The organism is Stappia sp. ES.058 (assembly GCF_900105595.1).
Classification (GTDB): Bacteria; Pseudomonadota; Alphaproteobacteria; order Rhizobiales; family Stappiaceae; genus Stappia.
This window is the reverse complement of the sequence record NZ_LT629784.1, coordinates 3413587-3437810: the sequence shown is the minus strand read 5'-3', so window position 1 is coordinate 3437810 and position 24224 is coordinate 3413587. Positions and strand designations below refer to the sequence as shown.

Below are 24224 nucleotides of genomic sequence, written 5' to 3'. Positions count from 1 at the left end.
ATGGTTTCTGTGGCCCCCTATGACACTGGAAGCTACGTCGTCGCGGCGTTTTTTCTCGATGGAGACCCTGTTTTCGCCCTCGGGGATGGCGCGCTGTTGATGCTGACGGCTGATGGCGAGCGCCGGGTGGAGGTGCATGGCGGCGGTTTGCTGGCCGCCTGCAAGACGCTGGACGGGGCGGCGATCCTGACCGGTGGCGGCGACGGGCGCGTGATGCGTACCGATGCGGAGGGCGAGGCGACGCTGATGGCGGACCTGCCGCGCAAGTGGATCGACCTGCTCGCCGCCGGTCCGCAGGGCGCCATCGCCTACGGTTCCGGTCGCAGCGCGATGGTCCGCCTTCCCAATGGCGAGACACGCGACGTTTCGCCGGCGCGCGCCGTCGGCGGGCTCGCCTTCGCGCCGAAGGGGCTTCGGTTGGCCGTGTCACGCTACGACGGTGCGACGCTGCATTGGGTCAACACCGAAGCGCCGCCGCAGGATCTCGTGTGGAAGGGCGCGCATGCCATGGCCGCGTTTTCTCCCGACGGAAAGTATCTTGTCACGACCATGCAGGAGAACGCGCTGCACGGCTGGCGTCTTTCGGATGGCCAGGACATGCGCATGACCGGGTATCCGGGCAAGGTGAAGTCCACGCACTGGTCGGCGAAAGGCCGCTATCTGGCGACCTCGGGCGCCAGTGCCGCTATCCTGTGGCCGTTCTTTGGAAAGACCGGCCCGATGGGACAGCAGCCCTTGCAACTGGGCGCGCGGGGCGATCAACTCGTCAGCCAGGTGGTCTGTCACCCGGCGGAGGAGGTGGTCGCCATCGGCTACCAGGACGGAATGGTCCTCGTCGCGCGATTTTCCGACAGCCAGGAAGTGCTGTTGCGCCGTCCGGGCGGGTCGCCGGTCAGCGCGCTGTGCTGGGACGCCGGCGGCACCCGGTTGCTGTTTGGCACCGAGGCGGGTGAGGCCGGCGTGATTTCGCTTTGACGTCTTGCGGCGATCCCGCTTGCCGGCCGGGGCGTTACGGGAAGGGAGTCCGGGAATGATTTTCCGCACCATGGTGCTCGGCGTTGCCGTCGTCAGCGGCGCCACGACGTCACAGCTTCCCGAGTTCGCCCAGCAGTACCGGCAGCGCATGGGCGGCGCGATCGATGCGTTGTCGCAGGTGGTGACCGATTTTCGCGAGGATGCGACACGCCATGGACTGAGCGTGCCCGAGGCGCTGCAGCGCCTGGAGAATGCACAGGATCCGCTGGTCGTCCTGCGCGGCCGGCGCATGGAGCAATCGCTCGACAGGCTGGCGGCGCTCACCCGGCAACGCGCGGCCCTGCAGGAGGCGGGGCCGTTCGGCCGTTTGGGGGTCTTCGTGACGGATCTCGATCCGCAGCTTGCCAGTGCGACCTATCGTGATTTCGAACCCGCGGTGCCCGTTACCATGGAAGGGGCGATTGCGGCGGGAGGCGGCTTTCTCGCCGCCGTCTTCGGCCTTGGCCTGACGGGCCGGGTCACCGGGCGCATGGCCCGGCGGATGCGCCGGCGCGGATCGCAGAAGGCCTGACGGCGAACAAGGACCCTGGACCGCATCGCAATTGGCGGACCCGGGGCGGGGGATGTGAATGGACACGTTGAGCCGGATGCGGTGTTTCCTGAAGGTCGTCGACGAGGGCGGGTTTTCCGCGGCCGCCCGGGCGCTGGGCCGCTCCAAGGCGCTGGTTTCGAAATACGTCGGCGAACTTGAGGACGAACTGGGCGCGCGGCTTCTCAACCGTACGACCCGCCAGATCTCGATGACGGAGGTCGGTCATGCCTTCTACAAGGAGGCGACCGATATTCTGACCCGGATCGACGATCTGAAGGCGTCGGTGCAAAACACGCATCAGGCCGCGCGCGGCACGCTCAGGGTCTCCGCGCCACGCTCGATGGGCGACGACTTCATCAATCCGGCGATCATGGCCTTTCTGGTGGCGGAGCCGGACATTTCGGTGGATCTCCGGCTCGAGGACCGGTTCGTCGATCTGGTCGAGGAAGGCTTCGATGCGGCGATCCGGGTGACGGAACTGACCGATTCCAGCCTGATCGCGCGCAAGCTCGCCCCGTTTCGCGCAACCGTATGCGCCTCTCCCGAGGCGATCGAGCGCTTTGGTGCGCCGCGCCATCCGCAGGATCTCGCCGGCGTTCCCTGCATCATCGACAACAATTACCGCTTCCGCAACAACTGGCAGTTCGAGGTTGACGGATCGAAGGTCGGCGTCGCCGTGAAGGGGCGGGTCGAGGTCAACAGCGCGCAGGCCGCCCGGGTCGCCGCCCGCGAGGGCCTGGGGTTCCTGCGCACGCCCCATATCTTCGTGCACCAGGATATCGTGGAGGGCCGGCTGGTCGAGGTGCTGGATGCTTTCCAGCCCGACGGGCAGGCGATCCACGTGGTTTACCCGCACCGACGGCACCTTTCGGGAAAGGTCCGTGCCTTCGTTGATTTCCTGTCGGACTGGTTTGCCGAAAAGCGTCGAAATGGGGAAATCTGCTGATCCCCGCGCGGGGACGGATCAGGCCCCTGCGAGACGTTCCTCCGCGATCTGGTCCGCGACGGTCTGCGTGGGCAGGCCGAGCGTGTCCGCGCGCTGGAAGATATGGGTCAGCGTTTGTGCGATTCCCAGGACCTTGTCGCGCACGGCCTTGTCGTCGCCGCCCGGACGGGCGAGCGCGATCGAGATCGCGCCGCCGGCGTTGATCGCATAGTCGGGCGCAAAGAGGATATCGCGGTCGCGCAGAACCTCGCCGTGGCGCGGCTCGGCGAGCTGGTTGTTGGCCGCACCCGCCACGATATGTGCGCCGAGCTCCGCGATGCTAGGATCGTTCAGCACCGCGCCAAGCGCGCAGGGGGCGAAGACGTCGGCTTTTTGCGCATGTGCGGCCTCGGCTGGAACGGCGGTCGCGCCGAAGGCCGTCACGGCGCGTTCTGCCGAGGGGGTGTGAATGTCGGCGACGATGAGCCGTGCGCCGGCATCGTGCAGCAGTTCGGCGACCAAATAGCCGACATGCCCGAGACCCTGGACGCAGACGGTCCGGCCCGAGAGGTCGTCGCTGCCGAACCGGTGGCGCAGTGCGGCCTTGATGCCGACGAAGATGCCAAGCGCGGTATAGGGCGAGGGATCGCCGAGGCCGGTGGCGCTTGTGCCGCGCACATGGGCGGTTTCCTGCGCGACGATCTCCATGTCGTCCGCCGAGATCCCAACGTCCTCGGCGGTGAGATAGGTGCCCGAAAGCCGCTCCACCTGCCTCCCGAAGGCGCGCAAGAGCGCCGGCGTCTTCTCGCTGCGCGGATCGGCGATGATCACGGATTTGCCGCCGCCAAGGTCGAGACCGGCGAGCGCGTTCTTGTAGGTCATGCCGCGCGACAGGCGCAAAGCATCGGTGAGCGCCTCGCCGCTGGAGGCGTAGGACCACATCCGGCACCCGCCGAGCGCCGGACCGAGGCGGGTGTCGTGGACCGCGATGATGGTCTTCAGGCCGGTGACCGCATCGTGGCCCTGCACGACCTGTTCGTGCCCGGCGAATTCGGGATGATCGAAAACGGCAGGCGTGTCCGCCGTGAGATCGCGACGTGTCATCGGGGCGTTCATGGGTGTCTCCACGATATGGCCCGGCGGTGAAAACGCTTCGGGCGAGAGGTGCGGAAAAAACTCCCGGTCATGGCGGGCGCTTAAGAACCGCGTCGATAGTTTGGAAAATATGAGTGAATTTTGCAGCAATATCGCTCTTTTCTAACGCTAAAATTGGCAAAATTGTTTAAAAATTCGCATGAATTGGTCAAACCGGGGATAAATCTTTCCGGAATTTGTGCTGCGGTGCAACGTCGTGCGGTTCACGCCTTGCTGTTGCCGCGATGCGCGCCAATATGGGCCGTGCAAATCATCTGACGGGCCGAAAAGAGGTACAGGTATGGGGATACGTGCGGCGATTGCGATGCTGGCGATGTTGCTGTCGGCTGCGGCGGCGCTGGCGCATCCGCATGTTTTCGTCGAGGCGCGGGCCGAAGTGGTGTTTGATGACCAGAAACGGGTCCATGCCGTGCGGCATGTCTGGCGCTTCGACGAGGCCTTTACCGCTTTTGCGGTCCAGGGGCTGGATGCCGACGGCGACGGCGACCTCACCCGCGCGGAGCTTCAGCCGCTTGCGCAGATCAATGTCGAATCGCTGGCCGAATTCGGTTTCTTCACCTTTCTCTATCGGGGAGGGGCGGAGGTGGCCTTCGCCGAGCCGGAGGAATACTGGCTCGACTTCTATGGCGGCCGGCTGACGCTGTTCTACACGCTGCCGCTCAGCGAGCCGATCATCGCCGACGCCTCCTCGCTGACACTCGATGTCTTCGATCCGAGCTATTTCGTCGCCTTCGAGATGGCGAAGGAGCATCCCTTCGCACTCGTCGACGCCCCGGACACCTGCAAGCTGAGTTTCACGCCCCCCCCGGAGCTCGACGCCCAGACCGCGACCACCCTGGCCGAGATTCCCGCGAGCGAGCGTCAGCTCTCGTCCGACCTGCTGGAGGTCACGGAAACCCTGTCCAATTCCGCGACCATCGGCTGCTCGTAGGAGATCGCGACGTGTTGAAGAAGCCCGCCGCCCGTTCGGCAAGGATTCCCGCGCTCGCCGCCGTGTTTCTCGTCTTGGCGATCTGCGGCCTGTCCGCGACCGGGGCCGTGGCGGCGCCGTCGCCCTTCGGTGTCGGATTGCCGGAGCAAACACTGAACCCGGGCGGGCCTTTGTCGGGGTTCTTCGCCTGGGTCGCGGCGCAGCAGACGGCCTTCTATTCAGCACTCACCGCGGCGATCAAGGAGATCAAGGCCGACGGCACCGCCGTGTGGTGGCTGATGGGCCTGTCCTTCGGTTATGGCGTTTTCCATGCCGCTGGCCCCGGACACGGCAAGGCCGTGATCTCCTCCTACGTGCTGGCCAATGGCGAGACGCTGAAGCGCGGCATCGCGCTCTCCTTCGCCTCGGCGCTCGCGCAGGCGGTGACCGCGGTCGTGCTGATCGGGGTGGCCACCGTGATCCTGCGCATGACGTCCATCGCCATCACCGAGACGACCCGCTGGTTCGAGCTGGGGTCCTATCTCGCGGTGATGCTGCTTGGCGCCTACCTCGTCTGGCAAAAGATCCTGCGTCCGCTCCTGCCGGCGCGTCGTCCGGCGGCGCTGGGCGCGCAGGCCGTTGCCGCGACCGGCTGCGACCATTCCCATCATGCCCGCTCCCATCACGCGCATGGCCACGATCATCATGATCATCACGCGCATGATCATCACGCGCATGATCATGGGGCGGGGGCGGGTGAAACGTGTTCAAGCTGCGGCCACGTGCATGCGCCGCCGCCAGAAATGCTTATGGAGCCGGTGTCGCTGGCCCGCGCCTGGTCGGTGATCCTGGCCGTTGGCCTCAGACCCTGCACCGGCGCGCTGGTGGTTCTGGTCTTCGCGATCTCGCAAGGGCTGGTGCTTGCCGGTGTCGCTGCGACATTCGCCATGGCGATCGGCACAGGACTGACGGTCTCCGTGCTGGCGACGCTGGCGGTCAGCGCCAAGGACGTGGCGCTCAGGCTTACCGGCGCGGGCAGCGCGGTTCTGGTGCACCGCGTCGCAGAGGGCGCGGGCGCGCTGCTGGTGTTTCTTCTGGGCGCAACGCTGTTTCTCGCTGCGGCCGGCTGGGGCGGTCTTTGAGGCTCAGGCCTGTTCCGGCGCGCGCCGGGCCGTGACCTGTTCACGGTGAATGACGTAGAGCCCGGAGGCGACAGTGAGCGCGATGCCGGCCGAGGCCATGGCATCCGGAAGGTCGCGGAAGATCATCCAGCCGATCAGCGTCGCGAAGGGAATTTCCAGATACTGCATCGGCGCAAGCGTTGCGGAGGGTGCGAGACGCAGCGACCAGGTCATCAGCAGATGCGCCACCGTGCCGAGCACGCCGATCGCGGCCAGAAGCGCGGTGTCGCGTGGTGACGGCATCTCCAGCGGAAACGCCGCGCCGCCGTGCCCGGGGGCGAGGAGCATGATCGCGCCGATCAGCACGGTCGCGATCACCCCGCTCACGCCCTGGAGCGCGATCGGATCCGCCGCCTTGGCGACATGGCGGGTGACCAGCATGAACAACGCGAAGGCGACCGCCACGAGAAGCGGCAAAAGCGCCGGCGCGCCGACCTCCGCGTAGTTCGGGCGAATCACCAGAAGCGTGCCGAGGAATCCGACCACGCAGGCGCCGAGCCTGTAGGGGCCGACTTGCTCGTCGAGCACGAATTTTCCAAGCAGCAGCATCAGGAACGGCATGACGAAGGCGATGGCGATCGCATCGGCCAGCGGAAGGTAGCGCAGCGAGGCGAACATCGCGCCGATCCCCAGAATATGCAGCACGGTGCGCAGAACCGTCAGCTTCAGCACCCGTGGCGACAGCCGCAGATTGATGCGGCTGGCCACCGCCAGCGGAACCAGGATCATGGCCTGCATGGCGAAGCGAACGAACAGGAGATGCGCCAGCGGGACAGTGTCGCCCAGGATCTTGGCGATGGAATCGCCGAGCGGCGCGAGCACGCAAAAACCCGTCATCAGGAGCATTCCGAGCATCGGGCGGTCGGCGATAGGCATGTGGGTCATCCAGGCGGGGCGGTTCGTCATCGAAAAAAGAAAAACCCGAGGTTGTGGTCAGTTGTAATTCGTCCTGTCGGGCTTTTCCAGCCTGTCTTGTGACGGGGATGCCATGCCGCGCTCACCAGCCGTGGCGGGCAGCCGCACATGTGCCGGCCAAGCATGGCCAGTGCCGCTGCACGACAGGCGTTCCGGGCGCGGCACCTTCGGGATCAGGCGGGTGGCACTGGCTGCCCGTCGCGCCCCAGTTCGATCGGCTCGCCATGCGGCGTGGCGACGGCTGCGCGCTCCCAGGCCTCGCGCCGGGCGTCCAGGCGCGCGCGGGTCGTCACCTCGCGCTCGGTGACCAGGCGCTCCAGCGCCGTCAGCCAGTGGCGATAGTAGCTGTCGCCGCAATCCGGATCGCCGCCGGCCTGGGCCTGCTTGATGGTCCCGGCCAGTGTGTCGGCCCATTCGCTCCAGGTGAACAGACCTTTGGCATGGAGCGAAACGGCGAGTGCGAAGGCGCGGGCCTCCCACGGCGCGTGGAACACCGGTTCGTCCCGTGCGCGGGGCAGATCGGCGAAAAGGTCTTGCCGCGGATGGCCCTGCACGACACCGGGCGAGATCGTTTCAAACGTCGTCAAGATAAGCCTCCCACAGGTCGACACGCAGGCTCAAGTCCGCAGTCGAGGTCTCTCCCCAGATCTCGCGACCCTCGAAGGCGACGCCGTAGAGCCAGTCGGGGTTCTCGCCGGTGCCCGCCGCATTTGTATCTGGAAAGACGTGCACGCCGTGGATCGTCTCGATGGTGCCGATGTGGCCTCGGCAATAGCGCGGAATGCGGGTGTGGCCTGTGGGGTTCATCGTCTTTGCGCGCACCCGGTCGCCGACCTTGAACCGCGCCGGCGCGGTGGCGTCGCGCTCGCTCGGGCCGCCGCGCGCAAGCGTGTCTGCGACGGCGTCGGCGGCAAGCACCCGCTTGACCGGGCGGCTGTCGACGAGGCTCTTTCCCGCGGCGATTTCCTCTGGCTTGACGAGATCGCGCTCCGCCAGCAGGCGTTCCAGTCCGGCGAGCCAGACCTGATAGTAGCTCGAGGTCAGATAGACCGGCGGGGGCAGGCTCTCGCGGGCAAAGCGCGCCATGTCGATCGTCCATTCGCCGGTGGCGCCCATGGCCAATGTCACGGCGAAGGCGCGCGGTTCCCAGGCCGCGTGGAACAGAGGCTTCACCGGTTCGGGCACCACGGGGCCGAAGCCCATCATCCCGCCGAGGTCCTGTGCGCCGTTCATTGCATCGCGCCTTCGGCCATATCCGGCGACAGGGCGAGACCGGTGCCGATCATGCTGTCGCGGGTGACGAGGCGCGCAAGCGCGTCCTCGCTCCAGCCGTCCGTGCCGGCGGGGCGCATCGGAATGACCAGATAGCGAACCTCGGCGGTGGAATCCCAGACCTTGATGCGGGTTCGCTCGGGCAGCGAGACGTCGAAGTCCGCCAGCACGCCGCGCGGATCGCGCACGGCCTTGGCCCGGTAGGGCGCAGACTTGTACCAGACCGGTGGCAGCCCGAGCACCGGCCACGGGTAGCAGGAGCACAGGGTGCAGACCACCATGTTGTGTTCCTCGGGCGTGTTCTCGACCGCGACCATATGTTCGCCCTGGCGGCCGATGAAGCCGAGCGAATGAATGGCGGCGGTCGCATCCTTGCGCAGCCAGTCGCGATACGCCGGGTCGCTCCAGGCCCTGGCCACGACCCGTGCTCCATTGTGCGGCCCGACCTTCGTTTCATAGGTCTCGATCAGGAGGTCGAGGGCGGCCGGATCGACATAGCCCTTCTCGACGAGAACCGATTCCAGTGCGCGGACCCGCGCATCGGTCTCATCCAGATGGGAGCCGTGGTCATGATCGCCGTGATGGTGGTCGTTCGGGTGCTCGTGTGCCATCGAAATGGGTCCTGTGTCGTTCAGCTCTCGGGTCTGACGGCCTTATTCGGCCGCCTCGGAGACACTGTCGCGCATGCGCATGTGGGCGCGCAACGCGTCGCCGAAGGCTGCGAACAGCCGCCTGGATGCGGCGTCGCTGCCGACCCAGTACTCGGGATGCCACTGGGTGGCAAAGGCGAAGCCCGGCACGGCATCGACCGACGCCGCCTCCACGGTGCCGTCTTCCGCCGTCGCCTCCACGCTCAGGCCGGCGGCGAGCCGCCCGACGGCCTGGCGGTGCAGCGAGTTGACCTCGATGCGCGCATCGCCGAGCACCTTGGACAGGCGCCCGCCGGGAGAGATCTCGACATGATGGGCGAGCGCGAACCGGGCATCCTGGTCCGTCGCGTCGGGCGCACGGTGATCGCGCCGACCCTCGAGCTCGTGGACTTCGGGGATCAGCGAGCCGCCAAGCGCGACATTGACTTCCTGCAAACCACGGCAGATCGCGAAGATCGGGAACCGGCGCTCGATGGCCCGGCGAATCAGAGGCAGCGTCGTCGAATCCCGGCGCATGTCGTAGGGGCCGTTCGCCTCATTTGCCTCGCCGCCGTAGAGGGAGGGGTGCACATTGGAGCGGGCTCCGGTCAGAAGGACACCGTCCACGCGGTCCAGAACGCTGTCCAGGTCGATTGCCGGACCAAGGGCGGGGAGCGTGAGCGGGATGGCTTCGGACCCGTAGGCAACGGCTTCCACATAGGCGGAAATGACAGCGTGCCACTCGAATCCGTCGAGTGGCTTGATGTCGGTGCTGACAAGGACGACAGGCTTTCGCATGGCGGCTCCGGAGAGGGTTGGGATCGCACGAGGCGGCGGGGACGGATGCACGAGTGGTTAAAAAAATTACCCACTTGCAATCGGATGCACTTGTCTAGGGCATCCACATGGGCTTTATATCATAGTCAGGGTGCCTATAACCAAGAAGGCACTTTCAAGGTCGCGCAGCGGAAGACGCTGCCGGCAGTTTTTTTTCTTTCTCTGTGGGAGGAGAAGTATGGATCGCCGTTCATTTCTGAAGAATGCCGGACTCGGCGCAGGTGCAGCTGCTGCAGCTACCACGCTGGCCGCACCCGCCATCGCGCAGGGCACCACCGACATGGTCATCGTGTCGACGTGGCCGCGTGACTTTCCGGGTCTTGGCACCAGCGCGCAGCGTCTCGCTGCCCGCATCGGAAACCTGACCGAAGGCCGCATCAACGTCCAGTATTTCGCCGCAGGCGAGCGCGTCGGCGCGTTCGACTCTTTCGACGAAGTCGCCTCGGGCAATGCGCAGGCCTACATCGGAGCCGACTATTACTGGAAGGGCAAGCACCCGGCCTGGGCGTATTTCACGGCCGTGCCGTTCGGCCTGACCTATGCCGAGATCGACGCCTGGATCAAGTACGGCGGCGGCCAGGAGCTCTGGGACGAGCTCGCCGGCGACTACGGCCTCAAGAACTTTGCCGCCGGCAACACCGGCGTGCAGATGGGTGGCTGGTTCAACAAGGAAATCGAGACCGCAGACGACCTCAAGGGTCTGAAGATGCGTATCCCGGGCCTTGGCGGCGACGTCATGGCAAAGCTCGGCGCCTCGCCGGTGTCCTTGCCGGGTGGTCAGATTTACGAAAACCTTGTCTCGGGTGCGGTCGACGCTACCGAGTGGGTCGGTCCGTGGAACGACTACTTCATGAAGTTCTACGAAGCTGCGAAATACTACTATTATCCGGGCATGCACGAGCCGGGTTCGCAGTTGGCCATGGGCATGAACAAGGCATGGTTCGACGGTCTGTCGAAGACCGACCAGGCAATCATCGAGGCCGCCTGCAACGAGGAAAACGCGCTCCAGATGGCCGAGAGCAACGCCAACAACGGCGTTTATCTCGACAAGCTGATCAATGAGCACGGCGTCGAACTGAAGCGCTTCAACGACGAAGTCTATGACGCGTTCGGTGAAGCCGCAGCCGAAGTGTTCGAGGAAACCCGCGAGCACAGCGATCTCGCAGCAAGGACCCACGACAGCTTCGCCAAGGCACGGTCGGAAATCGGTCGCTGGATGCTGCTTGCCGACACGGGCTACACGCAGCAGCGCAACCGCGTGCTGGGCATCACGATCTGATCGATCGTCTTGCCGGTGTGACATTCGGGACGGGGCCTTGTCGCTCCGTCCCGTTTCCACACCCCGTCCCACATTGCATGAGGCTAATCCGACATGTCGTCCTTCGCAGGGGCTTCGGATACCGCTGACGGGTTTCACAACCCGGCGCGGCGGTCCGATCGGAGCGCGCTGATCGTTCGCTGGTTCGGATGGACCATGCTGGCCGTCATGACCGCGTTCGTTCTCAACAATTACCTGACCTATTGGCACGATCTTCCAGGTGTGGCGCCGATCTTCGGCGGCGTGGCCAACGGGGCCGTCAACATGGCGTTGTCGTGGCTCCAGATGCTTGTCTATGCCGCGTTTGTCGTTGCCGCGGCCGCATATGTGCTTCGTTCACCCGCCGTGGCGCTGCGCACGGACAGCGCGAAGATGGTCGCCATCAACAGCTTCATCATTCGCGCGGCGTTCTTTGCCGTGCTGATCGTCGGGTGCGTCGATGCCACGATTTCCTTCCTGAGGGTCGAAGGCCTGCTCGATGGCCTCGTCGGCGAGGCGTTGTCCAGCGACCTCGGCCGGTCCCAGTTTCGCGGGCCGTACCTGCATATGCCGCTGATCGCGCTGTCGGTCGTGCTTGCAGCGTTTTCCCGCTCGATCGGGTTCATCTGGCTGGCGCTTCTGGTCGTCGCTGCCGAACTGCTGATCGTCATCGGACGGTTCATCTTTTCCTACGAACAGGCGTTCATGGCCGACCTCGTGCGGTTCTGGTACGCGGCGCTGTTCCTGTTCGCCAGTGCCTACACCATGTGGGACGAGGGACATGTCCGCGTCGATGTCTTCTATGCCGCGTTCAAGTCGCGCACCAAGGGCTATGTGAACGCGATCGGTTCGGTTTTTCTCGGCATGAGCCTGTGCTGGACCATCCTGATCATCGGGATGGGCGGCAAACAGAACATCATCAACGCGCCGATCCTGTCCTACGAGACAACGCAGGCCGGCTTCGGTCTCTACGTCAAATATCTGATGGCAGGCTTTCTCGGCGTCTTCGCCGTGTCGATGCTGATCATCTTCACAGCCTATCTGCTGGAGGCGGCGGCCGACATTCGCGAGGATCCGGGCGGACGCTCGATGTCCGGGTCAGCCGCGCATTGATATCTGCAAATTAGCAACAGCCGACAGCTGTTGCTGAAACCTCACAGCCGGGGGCGGGCGCAGTCGCACGCGACATGTTCCCGTTTTCTCATGCCGACGGGTCTCGGACGATGGAACTCTTCTTTCTCGTAATGCTGGTCGTCCTGATGGCCGGTGCTCTCGGATCCGGGTTTCCGGTCGCCTTCGCGCTGCCGGGGTCCGCGATCCTGACGATCGGCATTGCCGCATTGAGCGGCTATCTCTTCGCCGGCGAAACGGATGCCTTCTTTTCGCATGGCGGGCCGTCGCAATGGCTCAGCGCCGGCGTGACCAACTTCCGCGGCGTCTACTGGGAGGCGGAGCGAGACACGCTGATCGCGATCCCGCTGTTCGTCTTCATGGGCATCATGCTGCAGCGCTCCAAGATCGCCGAGGATCTCCTCGTCACCATGGCGCAGCTTTTCGGCCCGATCCCGGGCGGGCTCGGCATTTCCGTCGTGTTCGTGGGCGCGCTTCTGGCGGCGACCACCGGCATCGTCGGTGCAACCGTGGTGGCGATGGGGCTGATCTCCTTGCCCGCGATGCTGCGCAACAAGTATTCGCCCTCGCTCGCCACCGGCACGATCGCCGCCTCCGGCACGCTCGGGCAGATCATTCCGCCCTCCATCGTTCTCATCATTCTGGCCGATCAGCTGGCGAGCGCGGTCGATCAGGCCGGGTCCCTGCGTCAGGCGCTCTACAAGGAGAGCACCGGCGAGTTGTCGATGCCGTCCGATTTCTCCGTGACCTCGACGAGCGCGGGCGAAATGTTCCTCGGCGCCTTTTTGCCGGGTCTGGTGCTCGTCGGGCTGTACATGCTGTTTATTCTCGGTTTCGCGATGCTGAACCCGAAATCGGCGCCCGCGGTCCACTATGGCGGCAAGTTCGACCGGGCCTTCTTTCTGAAGGTCGTCTTGACCCTGTTTCCCCCGCTTGCCCTGATCTTTCTGGTGCTCGGCTCCATCATCGCCGGCGTGGCAACCGTCAACCAGGCCGGTGCCATCGGCGCGATCGGCGCCATGATCATGGCGGGTTATCGCCTGAACGATGGCGAGAAGGGGCAATATACCCCCGCGATCCTCGCGATCCTGGCGCTTCTTGCCATCGCCATGATCGTCAGCTTTCACGAGATCAACATCAAGCGCATCGACACGAGCGCCGATGTTCTTGGCCTTGTGGTTGCGCTGATTGCGGTGTCGCTTTTGCTCATTGCGATCTTCTGGAGCGGCTGGCGCGCACTGACGATCGCCGACACGCTGAAGGGCGTGATGGTCGAGACGGCGAAAACGTCGTCGCTCGTTTTCATCATCCTGCTTGGCGCGGCCATGCTGACCTCCGCCTTCCGCGCGTTTGGCGGCGAGGAACTGGTAAAGGAATTCCTGCAAGGGCTGCCCGGCGGGTTCTGGATCCAGTTCCTAATCGTCATGCTGGTGATCTTCGTCCTCGGCTTCTTTCTCGACTTCATCGAGATCGCCGTGGTCGTCGTGCCCATCGTCGCGCCGATTCTCCTGGCCGATCCGTCCGCCAATGTGACGGCGGTCTGGCTTGGCGTGATGATCGGGCTGAACATCCAGACATCGTTCCTCACTCCACCGTTCGGGTTCGCGCTGTTTTATCTGCGCGGTGTTGCGCCGGCGACCGTGAAGACCACCGCGATGTACAAGGGTGTCATCGCTTTCATCGGTCTCCAGATTTTGGCGCTCGGCATCGTCGGTTTCTATCCGGCGCTGGTGAACTACCTGCCGAACAGGGCCTCGCTCCTGTCGGAAACCGCGCCGCCGCCGCTCAATCCGCGCTTGCAATACTGCATGGAAAGCTACGTGCAGGATGAGTTCGCGAAAAACGGCGAGGACATTCGCGCCGCGATCCAGACGGCGAGGGCGCTCGATCTGTCCTATGTTCCCGAAGACCTGCGCGAAGACCTCGCGGAGAGCTTTGAAAAGGCCGAGGAAAGCCTGACGCTGATGGCGCAGATCGTCGATGCGGAAGCGGCAGTCAAGGTGGCCGCCGTCGACTACCGGCCGCTGCATGTCACGGTTCGGGCCATCGAGCGCGATATCCGTCGCATCGACGAACGGATCACCGCCCTCGAGCTGGTCGTGCGCCGGTCCGGCGAGGGGCAGATCTACTCCGCCGCGCGCGGTGAGCGCGCAAGCGCGCAAATCGAGGATCTCAAGACGGACCGCGAGGTTCTCGTCGCGGAGATTCCGGCGGGTTGGGACGAACGCCACACGACCTTCGCCAAGATCCAGACCAACGAGAACCAGACGCGGCGCGAGTATCGGCGCGCGGTCGACGATGCCTATGAGCCGCTCGTCGAACTCATGACCGTGATCTCCGACGTCGACAGGCTGGCGGCCAGCGAAGACGATCTGCGCGGGCTCGTCCAGGAATTGGACACGATGGAGCCGGACGCCTTCGTCGACCGGATCACGGACGTGCGCAGCATCTACTCCGACATCGAGGGCGCCCGTGATGTCCGCTCCGCGGTGAACGATGCGCGCAAGGCGATGCGCTCGGGAACGCCGGAGCCGGAGGTCGCGCGCGCCGCGCTGGCCGAAGCCATGCAGCTGTTCGAGGCGGACATGGCCTGGCGGTTGCGCGCGCAGGATGAACTCCTGCCCCAACTCAGGGCCTACAACGATGCGATCAAGGACACCATCGGACTGCGCGGCCAGCCGAGCCTGCCGCGCGAGCAGGCGCTCTATGTCGCGTCCTGCAACTCCAGCCATCGCGATGTGTCGCTGAGTTTCTAAGGCGTTGAGGACCAGGCCGGGCGTGCTGCGGTGCGCCCGCCAGATCGCCCCGGTTCGGGCGCTTTGATGCGAGCGCTCCGGTCTGACCGCTCCCGAGCCCGGTGACTGTGCTTTGTGCCGCCCGCGCCCGTGATCGGCCGCCAGCGCGGAAGGCGGCGCAGCGCTTGATCCGGGTGGGGGCGAGGCTGTTAAATGGATCTCAAAGCACGCTCGCGCGTGCCGTCCCGTATTCCCTTGTGGGCGGCCAAAGGGCTTGCGCTCGGAACGCGCAAGGCAGGCTCGCGTCCCCGTCGCGGCTCATCAGGCCCGCGCATGAAGCCGGGCGAGACGGGCCCGCGGCCGGAAACGGGGCGAAACAGGCAAAAGGATCGCACATCACATGACGCGCAATCGGGTTTCGCTCGACGACAAGTTCGACCTCAGCAAGGAGCGGATCTTCATTTCCGGCACGCAGGCGCTGATCCGCCTCGTCCTGATGCAGAAGGAACGCGACCGGCAGGCGGGCTTCAACACCGCCGGCTATGTGACGGGCTATCGCGGTTCGCCGCTGGGCGCGCTTGACCAGCAGTTTCAACGGGCGTCGAAGCTTCTCTCACCGGCGGATGTCGTGTTCCGCCCGGCGATCAACGAGGATCTGGCGGCGACCGCGCTTTGGGGCACCCAGCAGGCGCAGATGCGCGGCGAAGGCAAATACGACGGCGTCTTCGGCATCTGGTACGGCAAGGGGCCCGGCGTCGACCGCTCCGGCGATGCCTTCCGTCATGCCAATCTGGCAGGAACCTCTCCGCATGGCGGCGTTCTGGCGCTGATGGGCGACGATCATACTTGCGAAAGCTCGACCACGGCGCATCAGTCGGAGTTCGCGCTGGTCGATGCGATGATGCCGATCCTCAATCCCGCCGGGGCGCAGGAGATTCTGGATTTCGGTCTCTACGGCTGGGCGCTGTCGCGCTTTTCCGGCCTTTGGACGGGGCTGAAGCTCGTCAAGGACAATGTCGAATCGACCGCCTCCATCGACGGACGGATCGACCGGGTCATGCCGGTCATTCCCGATTTCGCGTTTCCCGAGGGCGGTCCGCACATTCGACCCGCCGAACATGCGCTGACCCAGGAAGCGCGGCTGCACAACCTCAAGCTCCCGGCTGCACGCGCCTTCATCGCCGCCAATCCGCTCGACCGGGTGGTGCTGTCGGGCGGGCGCCAGCCCCGGATCGGCATCGTCTCCACCGGCAAGAGCTATCTGGATGTGCTGGAAGCGCTCGACATGCTTGGCCTCGACGAGGTCGCCGCCGCCGATCACGGACTGGCGTTCCTCAAGGTGGGATGTCCCTGGCCGCTCGATGCGCAACGCTTGGGTGACTTCGCCAAGGGTCTGGAGCTTCTCGTCTTCGTCGAGGAAAAGCGCGGGCTGATCGAGGGCCAGGCCAAGGAAATCCTCTACGGCACGCGCAATGCACCGATGATTGTCGGCAAGCAGGACGAGGAGGGGCGCGTGCTCTTTCCCGCGCCGGCGGCGCTGGAACCCATGCATATCGCGCTGGAGATCGGCCGCAGGCTGCACCAGCGGCGCCCGACGGAGGCGCTCGGCGCGGCGATCGCGGATCTTGAAGACCGCCGCGAGCGGCTCGCGCGCACCGGCGACGTCGCTGTCCGCAGCCCGTATTTCTGCGCCGGTTGTCCGCACAATTCCTCCACCGTGATCCCGGAAGGCAGTCGTGCCTATGCGGGCATCGGCTGCCACTACATGGTGCAGTGGATGGACCGCAACACCGAGGGCTACACGCAGATGGGCGGCGAGGGCGCGAACTGGATCGGCGAGGCGCCGTTCTCGCGCACCGGCCATGTGTTCCAGAACCTCGGCGACGGCACCTACAATCACTCCGGTGCGCTGGCGATCCGCGCCGCCCATGCCGCCGGCGTCAACATCACCTACAAGATCCTCTACAACGACGCTGTCGCGATGACCGGCGGCCAGGCGCATGACGGCGGTCTGACGGTGCCCGAAATCGCCCGCCAGGTGGCGGCCGAGGGCGCGCGCCGCGTCGCCATCGTCACCGACGAACCGGAAAAATATTCGCCGACGACCGACTGGCCGGCCAACACCAGCATCGACCACCGCGACGACCTGATCGGGGTCGAGCGCGAACTGGCAGGTCAAGAAGGTCTGACGGTCCTGATCTACGACCAGACCTGTGCGGCGGAAAAGCGCCGCCGGCGCAAGCGCGGGCTCTTCCCCGATCCCGACGAGCGCATCGTGATCAACGAGCTTGTCTGCGAGGGCTGCGGAGACTGCGGCATTCAGTCGAACTGCGTCGCGATCCAGCCGGTCGAGACGGAATGGGGCCGCAAGCGCGCCATCGACCAGTCGTCCTGCAATAAGGACTATTCCTGCGTGAAGGGCTTTTGCCCGTCCTTCGTCAGCGTGAAGGGCGGTGTCTTGAAGGGACGTGCCGTTTCGCCGCCGCCGGCCCCGGCCGTGGACGAGCCGGAGATCGCGCCGTTGACGCAAACCCATTCCGTGTTGATCACCGGGGTCGGTGGCACCGGCGTGGTGACCATCGGTGCGGTGCTTGGCATGGCGGCGCATCTCGACGGGCTGGGCTGCGGCATCATCGACATGGCCGGGCTCGCCCAAAAAGGCGGTGCGGTGACCAGTCATTTGAAACTCGCGCCGCATCCGGAGGACATTTCCGCGATCCGGGTCGGGCCGGGGAGTGCCGATCTGGTGCTTGGCTGCGATATCGTGGTTGCCGGCTCCGCCAAGGTGCTGACGGCAATGAAACACGGTCGCACGACCGCCGTCATCAACACCCATGAAACCCTGCCTGGAGATTTTGCGCGGGACCCCGATTTCAGCCTGCCCGGGCGCCGGCTTGTCGCGGCCATCGAGGAGGCCGCCGGGCCTGAGGCCAGCCGTTTCATCGACGCCACCGCCGTCGCCACCGAACTCTTCGGGGATGCGATTGCGGCAAACATGTTCCTGCTCGGCTTCGGGTGGCAACTGGGCGGGTTGCCGCTCACGCGCGACGCGATCGAGGAGGCGATCCGGCTCAACAAGGTGTCGGTGGAGATGAACCTTTCGGCGTTCGCGTGGGGGCGCGTCGCAGCCGTCGATCCGCAAGCCGTGCAGCGCATGGTCCGCAGCCGCCCGGAGGCTCTGGCGCATCGGCGGTTGTCGGAAACGATGGACGAGATGGTGGAGCGCCGCAGCGCCTTCCTGCGCGACTATCAGGATGCGGCCTATGCCAACATCTATCTGCAGCGTATCTCGGCGCTTCGCCAGCGTGCCGCACCCCTTGGCGAGCGGGGCGAGGAGATCGCGCGAACCGTAGCGCGCGAGCTGTTTCGGCTGATGGCGATCAAGGACGAATACGAGGTTGCGCGGCTGTTTACCTCCGGCGAGTTCGCCGCGCAGCTCGCCGAGACCTTCGAAAGCCACGAGCGGCTGGAATTCCACCTCGCACCGCCGCTTCTCAGCCGTACCGACCCGCGCACGGGACGGCCGGCAAAGCGGCGTTTCGGCCCGTGGATGATGCCGGCGTTCCGCATGCTGGCACGGATGAAGGGGCTGCGCGGCACGGCGTTCGACCTCTTCGCCCGCACGGACGAACGGCGCATGGAGCGCCGGCTGCGCGACGATTATGTCGCGATCGTCGACGAGGTTTGCGGATCGCTGTCGGATACCAATGCCGACCAGGCGCTGGCGCTTCTGGCCTATCCCGAAAGCATCAAGGGCTTCGGGCCGGTGCGGGAGAAATCCGCGAAGGTTGCGCAGGCGAAGGTGCCCGACCTTCTTGCCGCTTATCGTACCCCTGAAACGGCGAAACTCGCCGCCGAATAGCGGGCGGGACCGCTGTGGGCGGGCCTCCGGGTCCGCTTCAGCTCCAGTCGACTTGCGCGGTGAGCATGTAGCCCGAGCCGTATACCGTGCGGATCAGTGTCGGCGCGTCGGGCCGGGTGAGCTTCTTGCGGATGCGCGAGATGCGCACGTCGATGGCCCGGTCGAGCGTATCGTCGCGCCCGCCGTGCTCCAGCAGGTGATCGCGGGTCAGGACCCGTTTCGGCGCCTTGAGAAGCGCTGTCAGCAGGGTCGTTTCTCCGGTGGAGAGAAAGGTCTCCTCACCGTCCGGTGCAATCAGCCGATGCGATCCCGGCTCGAAACGCCAACCAGCAAAGCGGGCCGCCCTCACACCTGATTGTGCGTCGGTGTCCACCCGGTTTGCGCGGCGTAAAAGCGAGCGGATGCGGGCCACGATCTCCCTCGGGTCGAAGGGTTTCACGACATAGTCGTCGGCGCCGAACTCCAGCCCCATGATCCTGTCGGAAGCGTGCGCGCGTGCCGACAGAACCAGAATGGGAACCGACCCGCCGGCGCGAATGCGATTGATCGCCTCCATGCCATCCATGTCTGGCAGCCCGAGATCGAGAATCACGGCGGCGGGCATGTGTCGCGCCAGCTCCTGAAGCGCGGCCTCGGCGGTGGCGAAGCCGATCGCGCGAAAACCGTAGGTGGCAAGCGTATCGCACACGAGGGAGCGGATGTCGGCATCATCCTCCACGACGTAGATCTGCATGTCGGCACCTTCGCACGTGCCGGTATCGTGAAGGGGATCTGGAAAGCTCATGGAGCCAGGATCTCGCTCATCGTTTTCGCCAAGGAACTGGTTGTAAAGGGCTTTGGCAGGACGGGACAAGCCGGCCGGACGGCTTCGGCGTCCGGTCCCTCACGGTATCCGGTCATCAGGGCAAGCGGAAGACCCGGACGGATCCTTCGGATCTCGGCAATCAGGGCGAGACCGTTGATCTGGCCGGGCATGACGATGTCGCTGACAACCGCGCGAATGTCGGCGACATCGCGGACCAGATCGATGGCATCGCGCGCCTCTGTGGTCACAAGCACGGTGTAGCCGAGATTGCAGAGCTGATCACGCACCACATTCGCGACCGCCTCGTCGTCGTCGACCAGAAGGATCAGCTCTCCGCATCCGCCCTTTGTGTGGTGTGCGTCTCCGTCGTCGTCTTCCGCATCGGTCCCGGAAAGCATTGGCAGCAGGATCCGGATGTCCGTTCCCCGCCCCGGACGCGAGTCGATCGCGACGCCGCCGCCGGCGCGGCGCGCGAACCCGTAAACCGTTGGCAGTCCGAGACCGCTGCCCGTGCCGAACGGTTTTGTCGAGAAGAAGGGGTCGAAGGCCTGCCGGCGCACGTCCTCGGTCATGCCTGAGCCGGTGTCGCCGACGAGGACCTGCGCATAGGTCCCCGGTTCGACGCCAAGGCGGTCGGCTTCGCTGTCGCACAACTGAAGCCGGCTGAGCGACAGCGACACACGCCCGCCCTCCGGCATGGCGTCGCGCGCATTCAACACGAGGTTCACGAGCGCGTTTTCCAGTTCGGCCGGATCGACCCTGGCGACCAGATTGTCGTCGCCAATGGCGGCATCCCAGGAGATCGCCGAAGGGAGGGAGCCTGCGACCAGTCCCTCGATGTTGGCGATGACGCCGGAGAGGCGCACCGCTTTGGTGTTCGGCGCATCGCCCCGCGCGAAAGCGAGAAGGCGTCTCGTCAGGTCGGCGCCGCGTTGCGCCGCGTGAAGAATGGGATCGAGATGCCCGGAGAGATCCGGCATCGGGGGGGTGTCGGCGCATCGGCGCAACGCCAGCACATTGCCGATGATGATTGTCAGCAGGTTGTTGAAATCATGTGCCAGTCCGCCTGTAAGCTGGCCGACCGCCTCCATGCGCTGGGCATGGGCGAGTGCGGTCTCGCTGCGTTTCTGGTCCGTGGCGTCGAGCGAAAGCACGAAACAGCCGAGGGTGCGCCCGTCGAGCGTTCGGTCGGGGATGAGCGTCGAGCGCATATGCGCCAGCCGTCCGTTGGGACGCGCGCGCGAATACTCATAGGACACCGCATGGCCGCGAAAGGCCTTTTCGACATGCGGACTGATTTCGCGATAAAGATCCGCCCCGATCACGTCTTCCGCCTTTCGGCCGATCATGGATTCCACCGTCTGGTCGAACCACTTGGCGTAGCGGCGGTTGGCGAAGCGAAAGACCGGCCCCGGGCCCAGGTAGGCAACGAGCGCGGGAACGTTGTCGGTCACCAGCCGGAGCCAGTCCTCGCTCTGGCGCAGCTGCCGGGTCCGCTCCACGACGGTGCGCTCGAGCGAAGCCTGCTGCTCGCGCTCGCGGGTGATGTCGGTGTAGGTGGTGACGAAGCCGCCTTCCGGCAGGGGCGCGCCGGTGACCAGAACAACCTGTCCGTCGGGGCGTATGCGCTCGAAATCATGCGGTTCGAACAGCCGTGCGCGCTCCACCCGCCGCGCGACCATTTCGGCGACATCGCCCTCGCCGTATTCCCCGCGCGCCGCGTTCACCTCCAGAAAGGCCGCCAGATGGGTCCCGCGCTTTGCCAGGTGAAACGGAAAATCCAGCATTTCGAAGAGCTGCCGGTTCCAGGCGACAAGCTGGAGATCGCCGTCGAAAACGGAAAAGCCCTGGTTGATGTGGTCGAGCGCCGCCTGCAGAAGATCGAGGCGGTCGCGGAAAAGGTCGCCGCTGGACATGGGCCAAGTTTACGCAATGTCGTCGGGCTGTCGAATGAAAACCCCGGCCTGCCTGTGCGGCGAGTGAAACATTTCGTTGCATTTGGCACATACTGGCGCAATGACCGGGCCGTAGCGTTCCCTTGAGCGTTGATCCACGTCATTCGGCTGTCATTCTCCAAAAAGAGAGAAAGGCTTGATCCAGCGGATCGAAGGTAGTCTGATAGCTCCAAATAATTGTGCGACCCCGACAAAACAGGGGCGCGGAGAGGGGAAGAAACGCAATGGCAGGGTCGGCCGTCGTCGAGCACCTCGACGAGGACACCTTTCCGAAAATCCTTTTGCACAACGCCAAGGTCTTTGCTGACCGTCCGGCAATGCGTGAAAAGGATCTCGGAATCTGGCAGGCATGGACATGGTCCGAGGTTCTGGAGGAAATCCGGACCTTCGCCATCGGCCTGCAGGACATCGGATTCACCGCAGGCGACCGGATCGCCATTGTCGGTTCCAACCGCCCGCGCCTGTACTGGACGATGGTCGCCGCACAGTCGCTCGGGGGCGTTCCGGTTCCACTTTATTCCGACAGTGTCGCAGAGGAGATGGCCTTCGTGCTGGAGCACGCCGAGGTGCGTTTCGCTTGCGTGGAGGACCAGGAGCAGGTCGACAAGCTCTTGTCCATGTCGGAGAACCTGCCGCGCCTTGAGCATGTAATCTACGACGATCCGCGCGGCCTTCGCGATTACGATCACACCCGGCTGCATTCCTTCGAGGAGATGCAGGCTGCAGGGCGCAAGGCGATCGATGCCGATCCGGCGCGCGACACCGCCTGGCTGGACGCGATCGCCGCAGGCAAGGGCAACGACGTGTCGGTGATGCTCTACACCTCCGGCACTACCGGTCGGCCCAAGGGCGTGATGCTCTCCTTCGACAATCTCGTCATCTCGGGCCGCAACGGCAACGCCTTCGACAAGCTCGACGAGCATGAGGAAACGCTCGCCTATCTGCCGATGGCGTGGATCGGCGATCACGTGTTCTCGCTCGCCCAGGCCTATACCGCCGGCTATTGCGTCAATTGTCCCGAAAGCCTGGAAACGGTGCTGTCCGACCGACGCGAGATCGCGCCGACCTATTTCTTTGCGCCGCCGCGCGTCTTCGAGGGCCTTTTGACGCACATCATGGTGCGCATGGAAGACGCCGGAAAGATCAAGAAGACCATGTTCGACGTCTTCATGGGTGTGGCAAACCGCGTTGGCGAGAAGATCCTCAACGGCGAGGACGTGGCGCTGACGGACAAGCTGGCCTATTGGCTGGGCGAGATCTTCGTCTACGGACCGTTGAAGAACCAGATGGGCTTCACCCGGCTCAAGGTCGGCTACACCGCCGGCGAGGCCATCGGTCCCGAGATCTTCCGGTTCTATCGTTCGCTCGGCCTCAACCTGAAACAGCTCTACGGCCAGACGGAAGCCAGCGTGTACATCACCATGCAGCCCGACGGCGAGATTTTCGGCGACACGGTCGGCAAGCCGGCCACCCAGGTGGAGCTGAAAATAGCCGAAAACGGCGAGGTGCTCTACCGTTCGCCCGGCGTCTTCGTCGGCTACTACAAGAACGACGAGGCGACGAAGTCGACCAAGACCGAGGACGGCTGGGTGCTGACCGGCGATGCCGGCTTCATTGCCGACAACGGTCACCTCAAGATCATCGATCGTGCCAAGGACGTCGGCAAGCTGACCAGCGGGTCCCTGTTCGCACCGAAATACATCGAGAACAAGTTGAAGTTCTTCCCGAATGTGAAGGAGGTCGTGGCCTTTGGAGACGGGCGCGACTTCTGCGGGGTGTTCGTCAACATCGACCTTACGTCGGTCGGATCCTGGGCGGAGCGCAACAACATCAATTATGCCTCCTATCAGGAACTGGCCCAGCACCCGCTCGTCTACGACATGATCGAGAAGCATGTCGACCAGGTGAACCGGGATCTTGCCGGCGAGCCGATGATGGCGGGCGCGCAGATCAAGCGGTTTTTGGTGCTGCACAAGGAACTCGAGGCGGATGACGGGGAACTGACCCGCACCCAGAAGGTGCGCCGGTCCTTCATTGCGGAGCGCTATTCGCCGCTGATCGAGGCGCTCTACGACGGCTCGGCATCGAAGCACGTGAAGACGGAAGTGACCTATGAGGACGGCCGCAAGGGCGTTCTCGAGGCGACCGTGGAAATTCGCGACATGACGCTTCATCCCGCCTCGGAGCGCAACATTCAGGAGGCGGCGGAATGAGTGTGCTTGTCGATCCCGCCCGCATGGCCGGTCACTCCGGCATGTCGAAGGGCGAGGTGCTGCTGCGCGTCGACAACGTGTCGCTGTCGTTCGGCGGCGTGAAGGCGATCACCAACATCTCCTTCGACATCGTCAAGGGCGAGGTGCGCGCCATTATCGGGCCGAACGGCGCCGGCAAGACCTCGATGCTGAACGTTATCAACGGCTTCTACCATCCCCAGGAAGGCACGATCACCTGGCGCGGCAAGGTGCGGCGCAAGATGAAGCCCTATGAGGCGGCGAGCAACGGCATCGCCCGCACGTTCCAGAACGTGGCGTTGTTCAAGGGCATGACGACGCTCGACAACATCATGACCGGCCGCGGCCTGAAGATGAAGAAGAACTTCTTCTGGCAGTGCCTGCACTGGGGGCCGGCCCTCACCGAAGAGATCGAGCATCGCCGCAAGGTGGAGGAGATCATCGATTTCCTTGAAATCCAGGCGATCCGCAAGACGCCGGTCGGGCGGCTGCCCTACGGGCTGCAAAAGCGGGTGGAGCTTGCCCGCGCGCTCGCCATGGAGCCGGAACTCCTGCTTCTCGACGAGCCGATGGCCGGCATGAATCTTGAGGAGAAGGAGGACATGAGCCGCTTCATCCTCGACGTGAACCAGCAGTTTGGAACGACCATCGCGCTGATCGAGCACGACATGGGTGTCGTGATGGACCTGTCCGACCGCATCGTCGTTCTCGACTACGGCCTCAAGATCGCCGATGGCGTGCCCGATGAGGTCCAGGCCAGCCAGGACGTGATCGACGCCTATCTCGGCGTTCCGCACGAACACTAAAGGACAGCATG

General features: G+C 64.8%; 19 protein-coding genes. 11 read left to right on the top strand and 8 right to left on the bottom strand.

The annotated features are described in order from the left end of the window. The 3 genes from BLU32_RS15935 to BLU32_RS15925 are packed head-to-tail and all read left to right on the top strand — an operon-like array spanning window position 1 to window position 2513. Window positions 1-975: a WD40 repeat domain-containing protein gene (locus tag BLU32_RS15935; protein ID WP_093808553.1), complete on the top strand. Its 975-nt coding sequence runs from the start codon at window positions 1-3 to the stop codon at window positions 973-975. A 55-nt stretch (window positions 976-1030) separates the two neighbouring features. Beyond that, the gene (locus tag BLU32_RS15930) at window positions 1031-1546 is read left to right on the top strand and encodes a DUF2937 family protein (RefSeq protein WP_093808551.1); all 516 of its coding nucleotides are present in this window, start codon (window positions 1031-1033) and stop codon (window positions 1544-1546) included. Between the two features lie 58 nt (window positions 1547-1604). Continuing rightward, a complete protein-coding gene (locus tag BLU32_RS15925; protein ID WP_093808549.1) occupies window positions 1605-2513 on the top strand; it encodes a LysR family transcriptional regulator in 909 nt (302 codons plus the stop codon). Between the two features lie 18 nt (window positions 2514-2531). Here BLU32_RS15925 and BLU32_RS15920 read toward each other — a convergent pair whose 3' ends face one another. Then, entirely contained in the window at window positions 2532-3608 is a 1077-nt protein-coding gene (locus BLU32_RS15920; protein WP_093808547.1) for a Glu/Leu/Phe/Val dehydrogenase, read from the bottom strand. 319 nt (window positions 3609-3927) lie between these two features. On the opposite strand from BLU32_RS15920, the gene BLU32_RS15915 reads away from it, so the two are divergent. Beyond that, window positions 3928-4578 carry a DUF1007 family protein gene (locus BLU32_RS15915; protein ID WP_093808545.1) on the top strand — a complete coding sequence of 217 codons (651 nt, stop codon included), beginning with the start codon at window positions 3928-3930 and terminating at the stop codon, window positions 4576-4578. A gap of 14 nt (window positions 4579-4592) precedes the next feature. Then, window positions 4593-5699, top strand: a complete 1107-nt coding sequence (locus BLU32_RS15910) for a nickel/cobalt transporter (RefSeq protein ID WP_371326976.1) — start codon at window positions 4593-4595, stop codon at window positions 5697-5699. Between the two features lie 3 nt (window positions 5700-5702). Here the strand turns inward: BLU32_RS15910 and BLU32_RS15905 are convergent, their stop codons facing one another. The 5 genes from BLU32_RS15905 to BLU32_RS15885 all read right to left on the bottom strand — a co-directional run bounded on the left by BLU32_RS15905 (window position 5703) and on the right by BLU32_RS15885 (window position 9352). Continuing rightward, on the bottom strand, window positions 5703-6614 hold the full coding sequence (locus BLU32_RS15905) for a DMT family transporter (protein ID WP_093808543.1): 912 nt from the start codon (window positions 6612-6614) through the stop codon (window positions 5703-5705). Between the two features lie 212 nt (window positions 6615-6826). Further along, window positions 6827-7207: a nitrile hydratase accessory protein gene (locus tag BLU32_RS15900; RefSeq protein ID WP_197673807.1), complete on the bottom strand. Its 381-nt coding sequence runs from the start codon at window positions 7205-7207 to the stop codon at window positions 6827-6829. Between the two features lie 19 nt (window positions 7208-7226). Next, a complete protein-coding gene (gene nthB, locus BLU32_RS15895; RefSeq protein WP_093808541.1) occupies window positions 7227-7886 on the bottom strand; it encodes a nitrile hydratase subunit beta in 660 nt (219 codons plus the stop codon). Then, complete coding sequence (nthA, locus tag BLU32_RS15890) at window positions 7883-8536, bottom strand: nitrile hydratase subunit alpha (protein ID WP_093808539.1); 654 nt, start codon at window positions 8534-8536, stop codon at window positions 7883-7885. Before nthA ends, nthB begins: the two co-directional genes overlap by 4 nt. A gap of 42 nt (window positions 8537-8578) precedes the next feature. After that, window positions 8579-9352 (bottom strand): gamma-glutamyl-gamma-aminobutyrate hydrolase family protein, encoded by a 774-nt coding sequence (locus tag BLU32_RS15885; protein WP_093808537.1) that lies wholly within the window; start codon window positions 9350-9352, stop codon window positions 8579-8581. A gap of 217 nt (window positions 9353-9569) precedes the next feature. Between BLU32_RS15885 and BLU32_RS15880 the strand changes: the two genes are divergently transcribed. The 4 genes from BLU32_RS15880 (at window position 9570) to BLU32_RS15865 (ending at window position 18416) form a co-directional block, all read left to right on the top strand. Further along, a complete protein-coding gene (locus BLU32_RS15880; RefSeq protein WP_093808535.1) occupies window positions 9570-10670 on the top strand; it encodes a TRAP transporter substrate-binding protein in 1101 nt (366 codons plus the stop codon). A 93-nt stretch (window positions 10671-10763) separates the two neighbouring features. Then, entirely contained in the window at window positions 10764-11801 is a 1038-nt protein-coding gene (locus tag BLU32_RS15875) for a TRAP transporter small permease subunit (protein WP_093808533.1), read from the top strand. A gap of 110 nt (window positions 11802-11911) precedes the next feature. Beyond that, complete coding sequence (locus BLU32_RS15870) at window positions 11912-14575, top strand: TRAP transporter large permease subunit (protein WP_093811151.1); 2664 nt, start codon at window positions 11912-11914, stop codon at window positions 14573-14575. Window positions 14576-14954: 379 nt separating this feature from the next. After that, complete coding sequence (locus tag BLU32_RS15865) at window positions 14955-18416, top strand: indolepyruvate ferredoxin oxidoreductase family protein (RefSeq protein ID WP_093808531.1); 3462 nt, start codon at window positions 14955-14957, stop codon at window positions 18414-18416. 37 nt (window positions 18417-18453) lie between these two features. On the opposite strand, the gene BLU32_RS15860 is transcribed toward BLU32_RS15865, so the two are convergent. Both BLU32_RS15860 and BLU32_RS15855 read right to left on the bottom strand, forming a co-directional pair. Next, window positions 18454-19200: a response regulator transcription factor gene (locus BLU32_RS15860; RefSeq protein WP_172838578.1), complete on the bottom strand. Its 747-nt coding sequence runs from the start codon at window positions 19198-19200 to the stop codon at window positions 18454-18456. Next, complete coding sequence (locus BLU32_RS15855; protein WP_093808529.1) at window positions 19197-21137, bottom strand: PAS-domain containing protein; 1941 nt, start codon at window positions 21135-21137, stop codon at window positions 19197-19199. The genes BLU32_RS15860 and BLU32_RS15855 overlap by 4 nt, the downstream gene beginning before the upstream one ends. A 263-nt stretch (window positions 21138-21400) precedes the next feature. Between BLU32_RS15855 and BLU32_RS15850 the strand changes: the two genes are divergently transcribed. Together BLU32_RS15850 and BLU32_RS15845 are read left to right on the top strand one after the other, a co-directional pair. Beyond that, window positions 21401-23389 (top strand): AMP-binding protein, encoded by a 1989-nt coding sequence (locus tag BLU32_RS15850; protein ID WP_093808527.1) that lies wholly within the window; start codon window positions 21401-21403, stop codon window positions 23387-23389. Then, entirely contained in the window at window positions 23386-24213 is an 828-nt protein-coding gene (locus tag BLU32_RS15845; RefSeq protein ID WP_093808525.1) for an ABC transporter ATP-binding protein, read from the top strand. Before BLU32_RS15850 ends, BLU32_RS15845 begins: the two co-directional genes overlap by 4 nt. Window positions 24214-24224 lie beyond the last annotated feature (11 nt).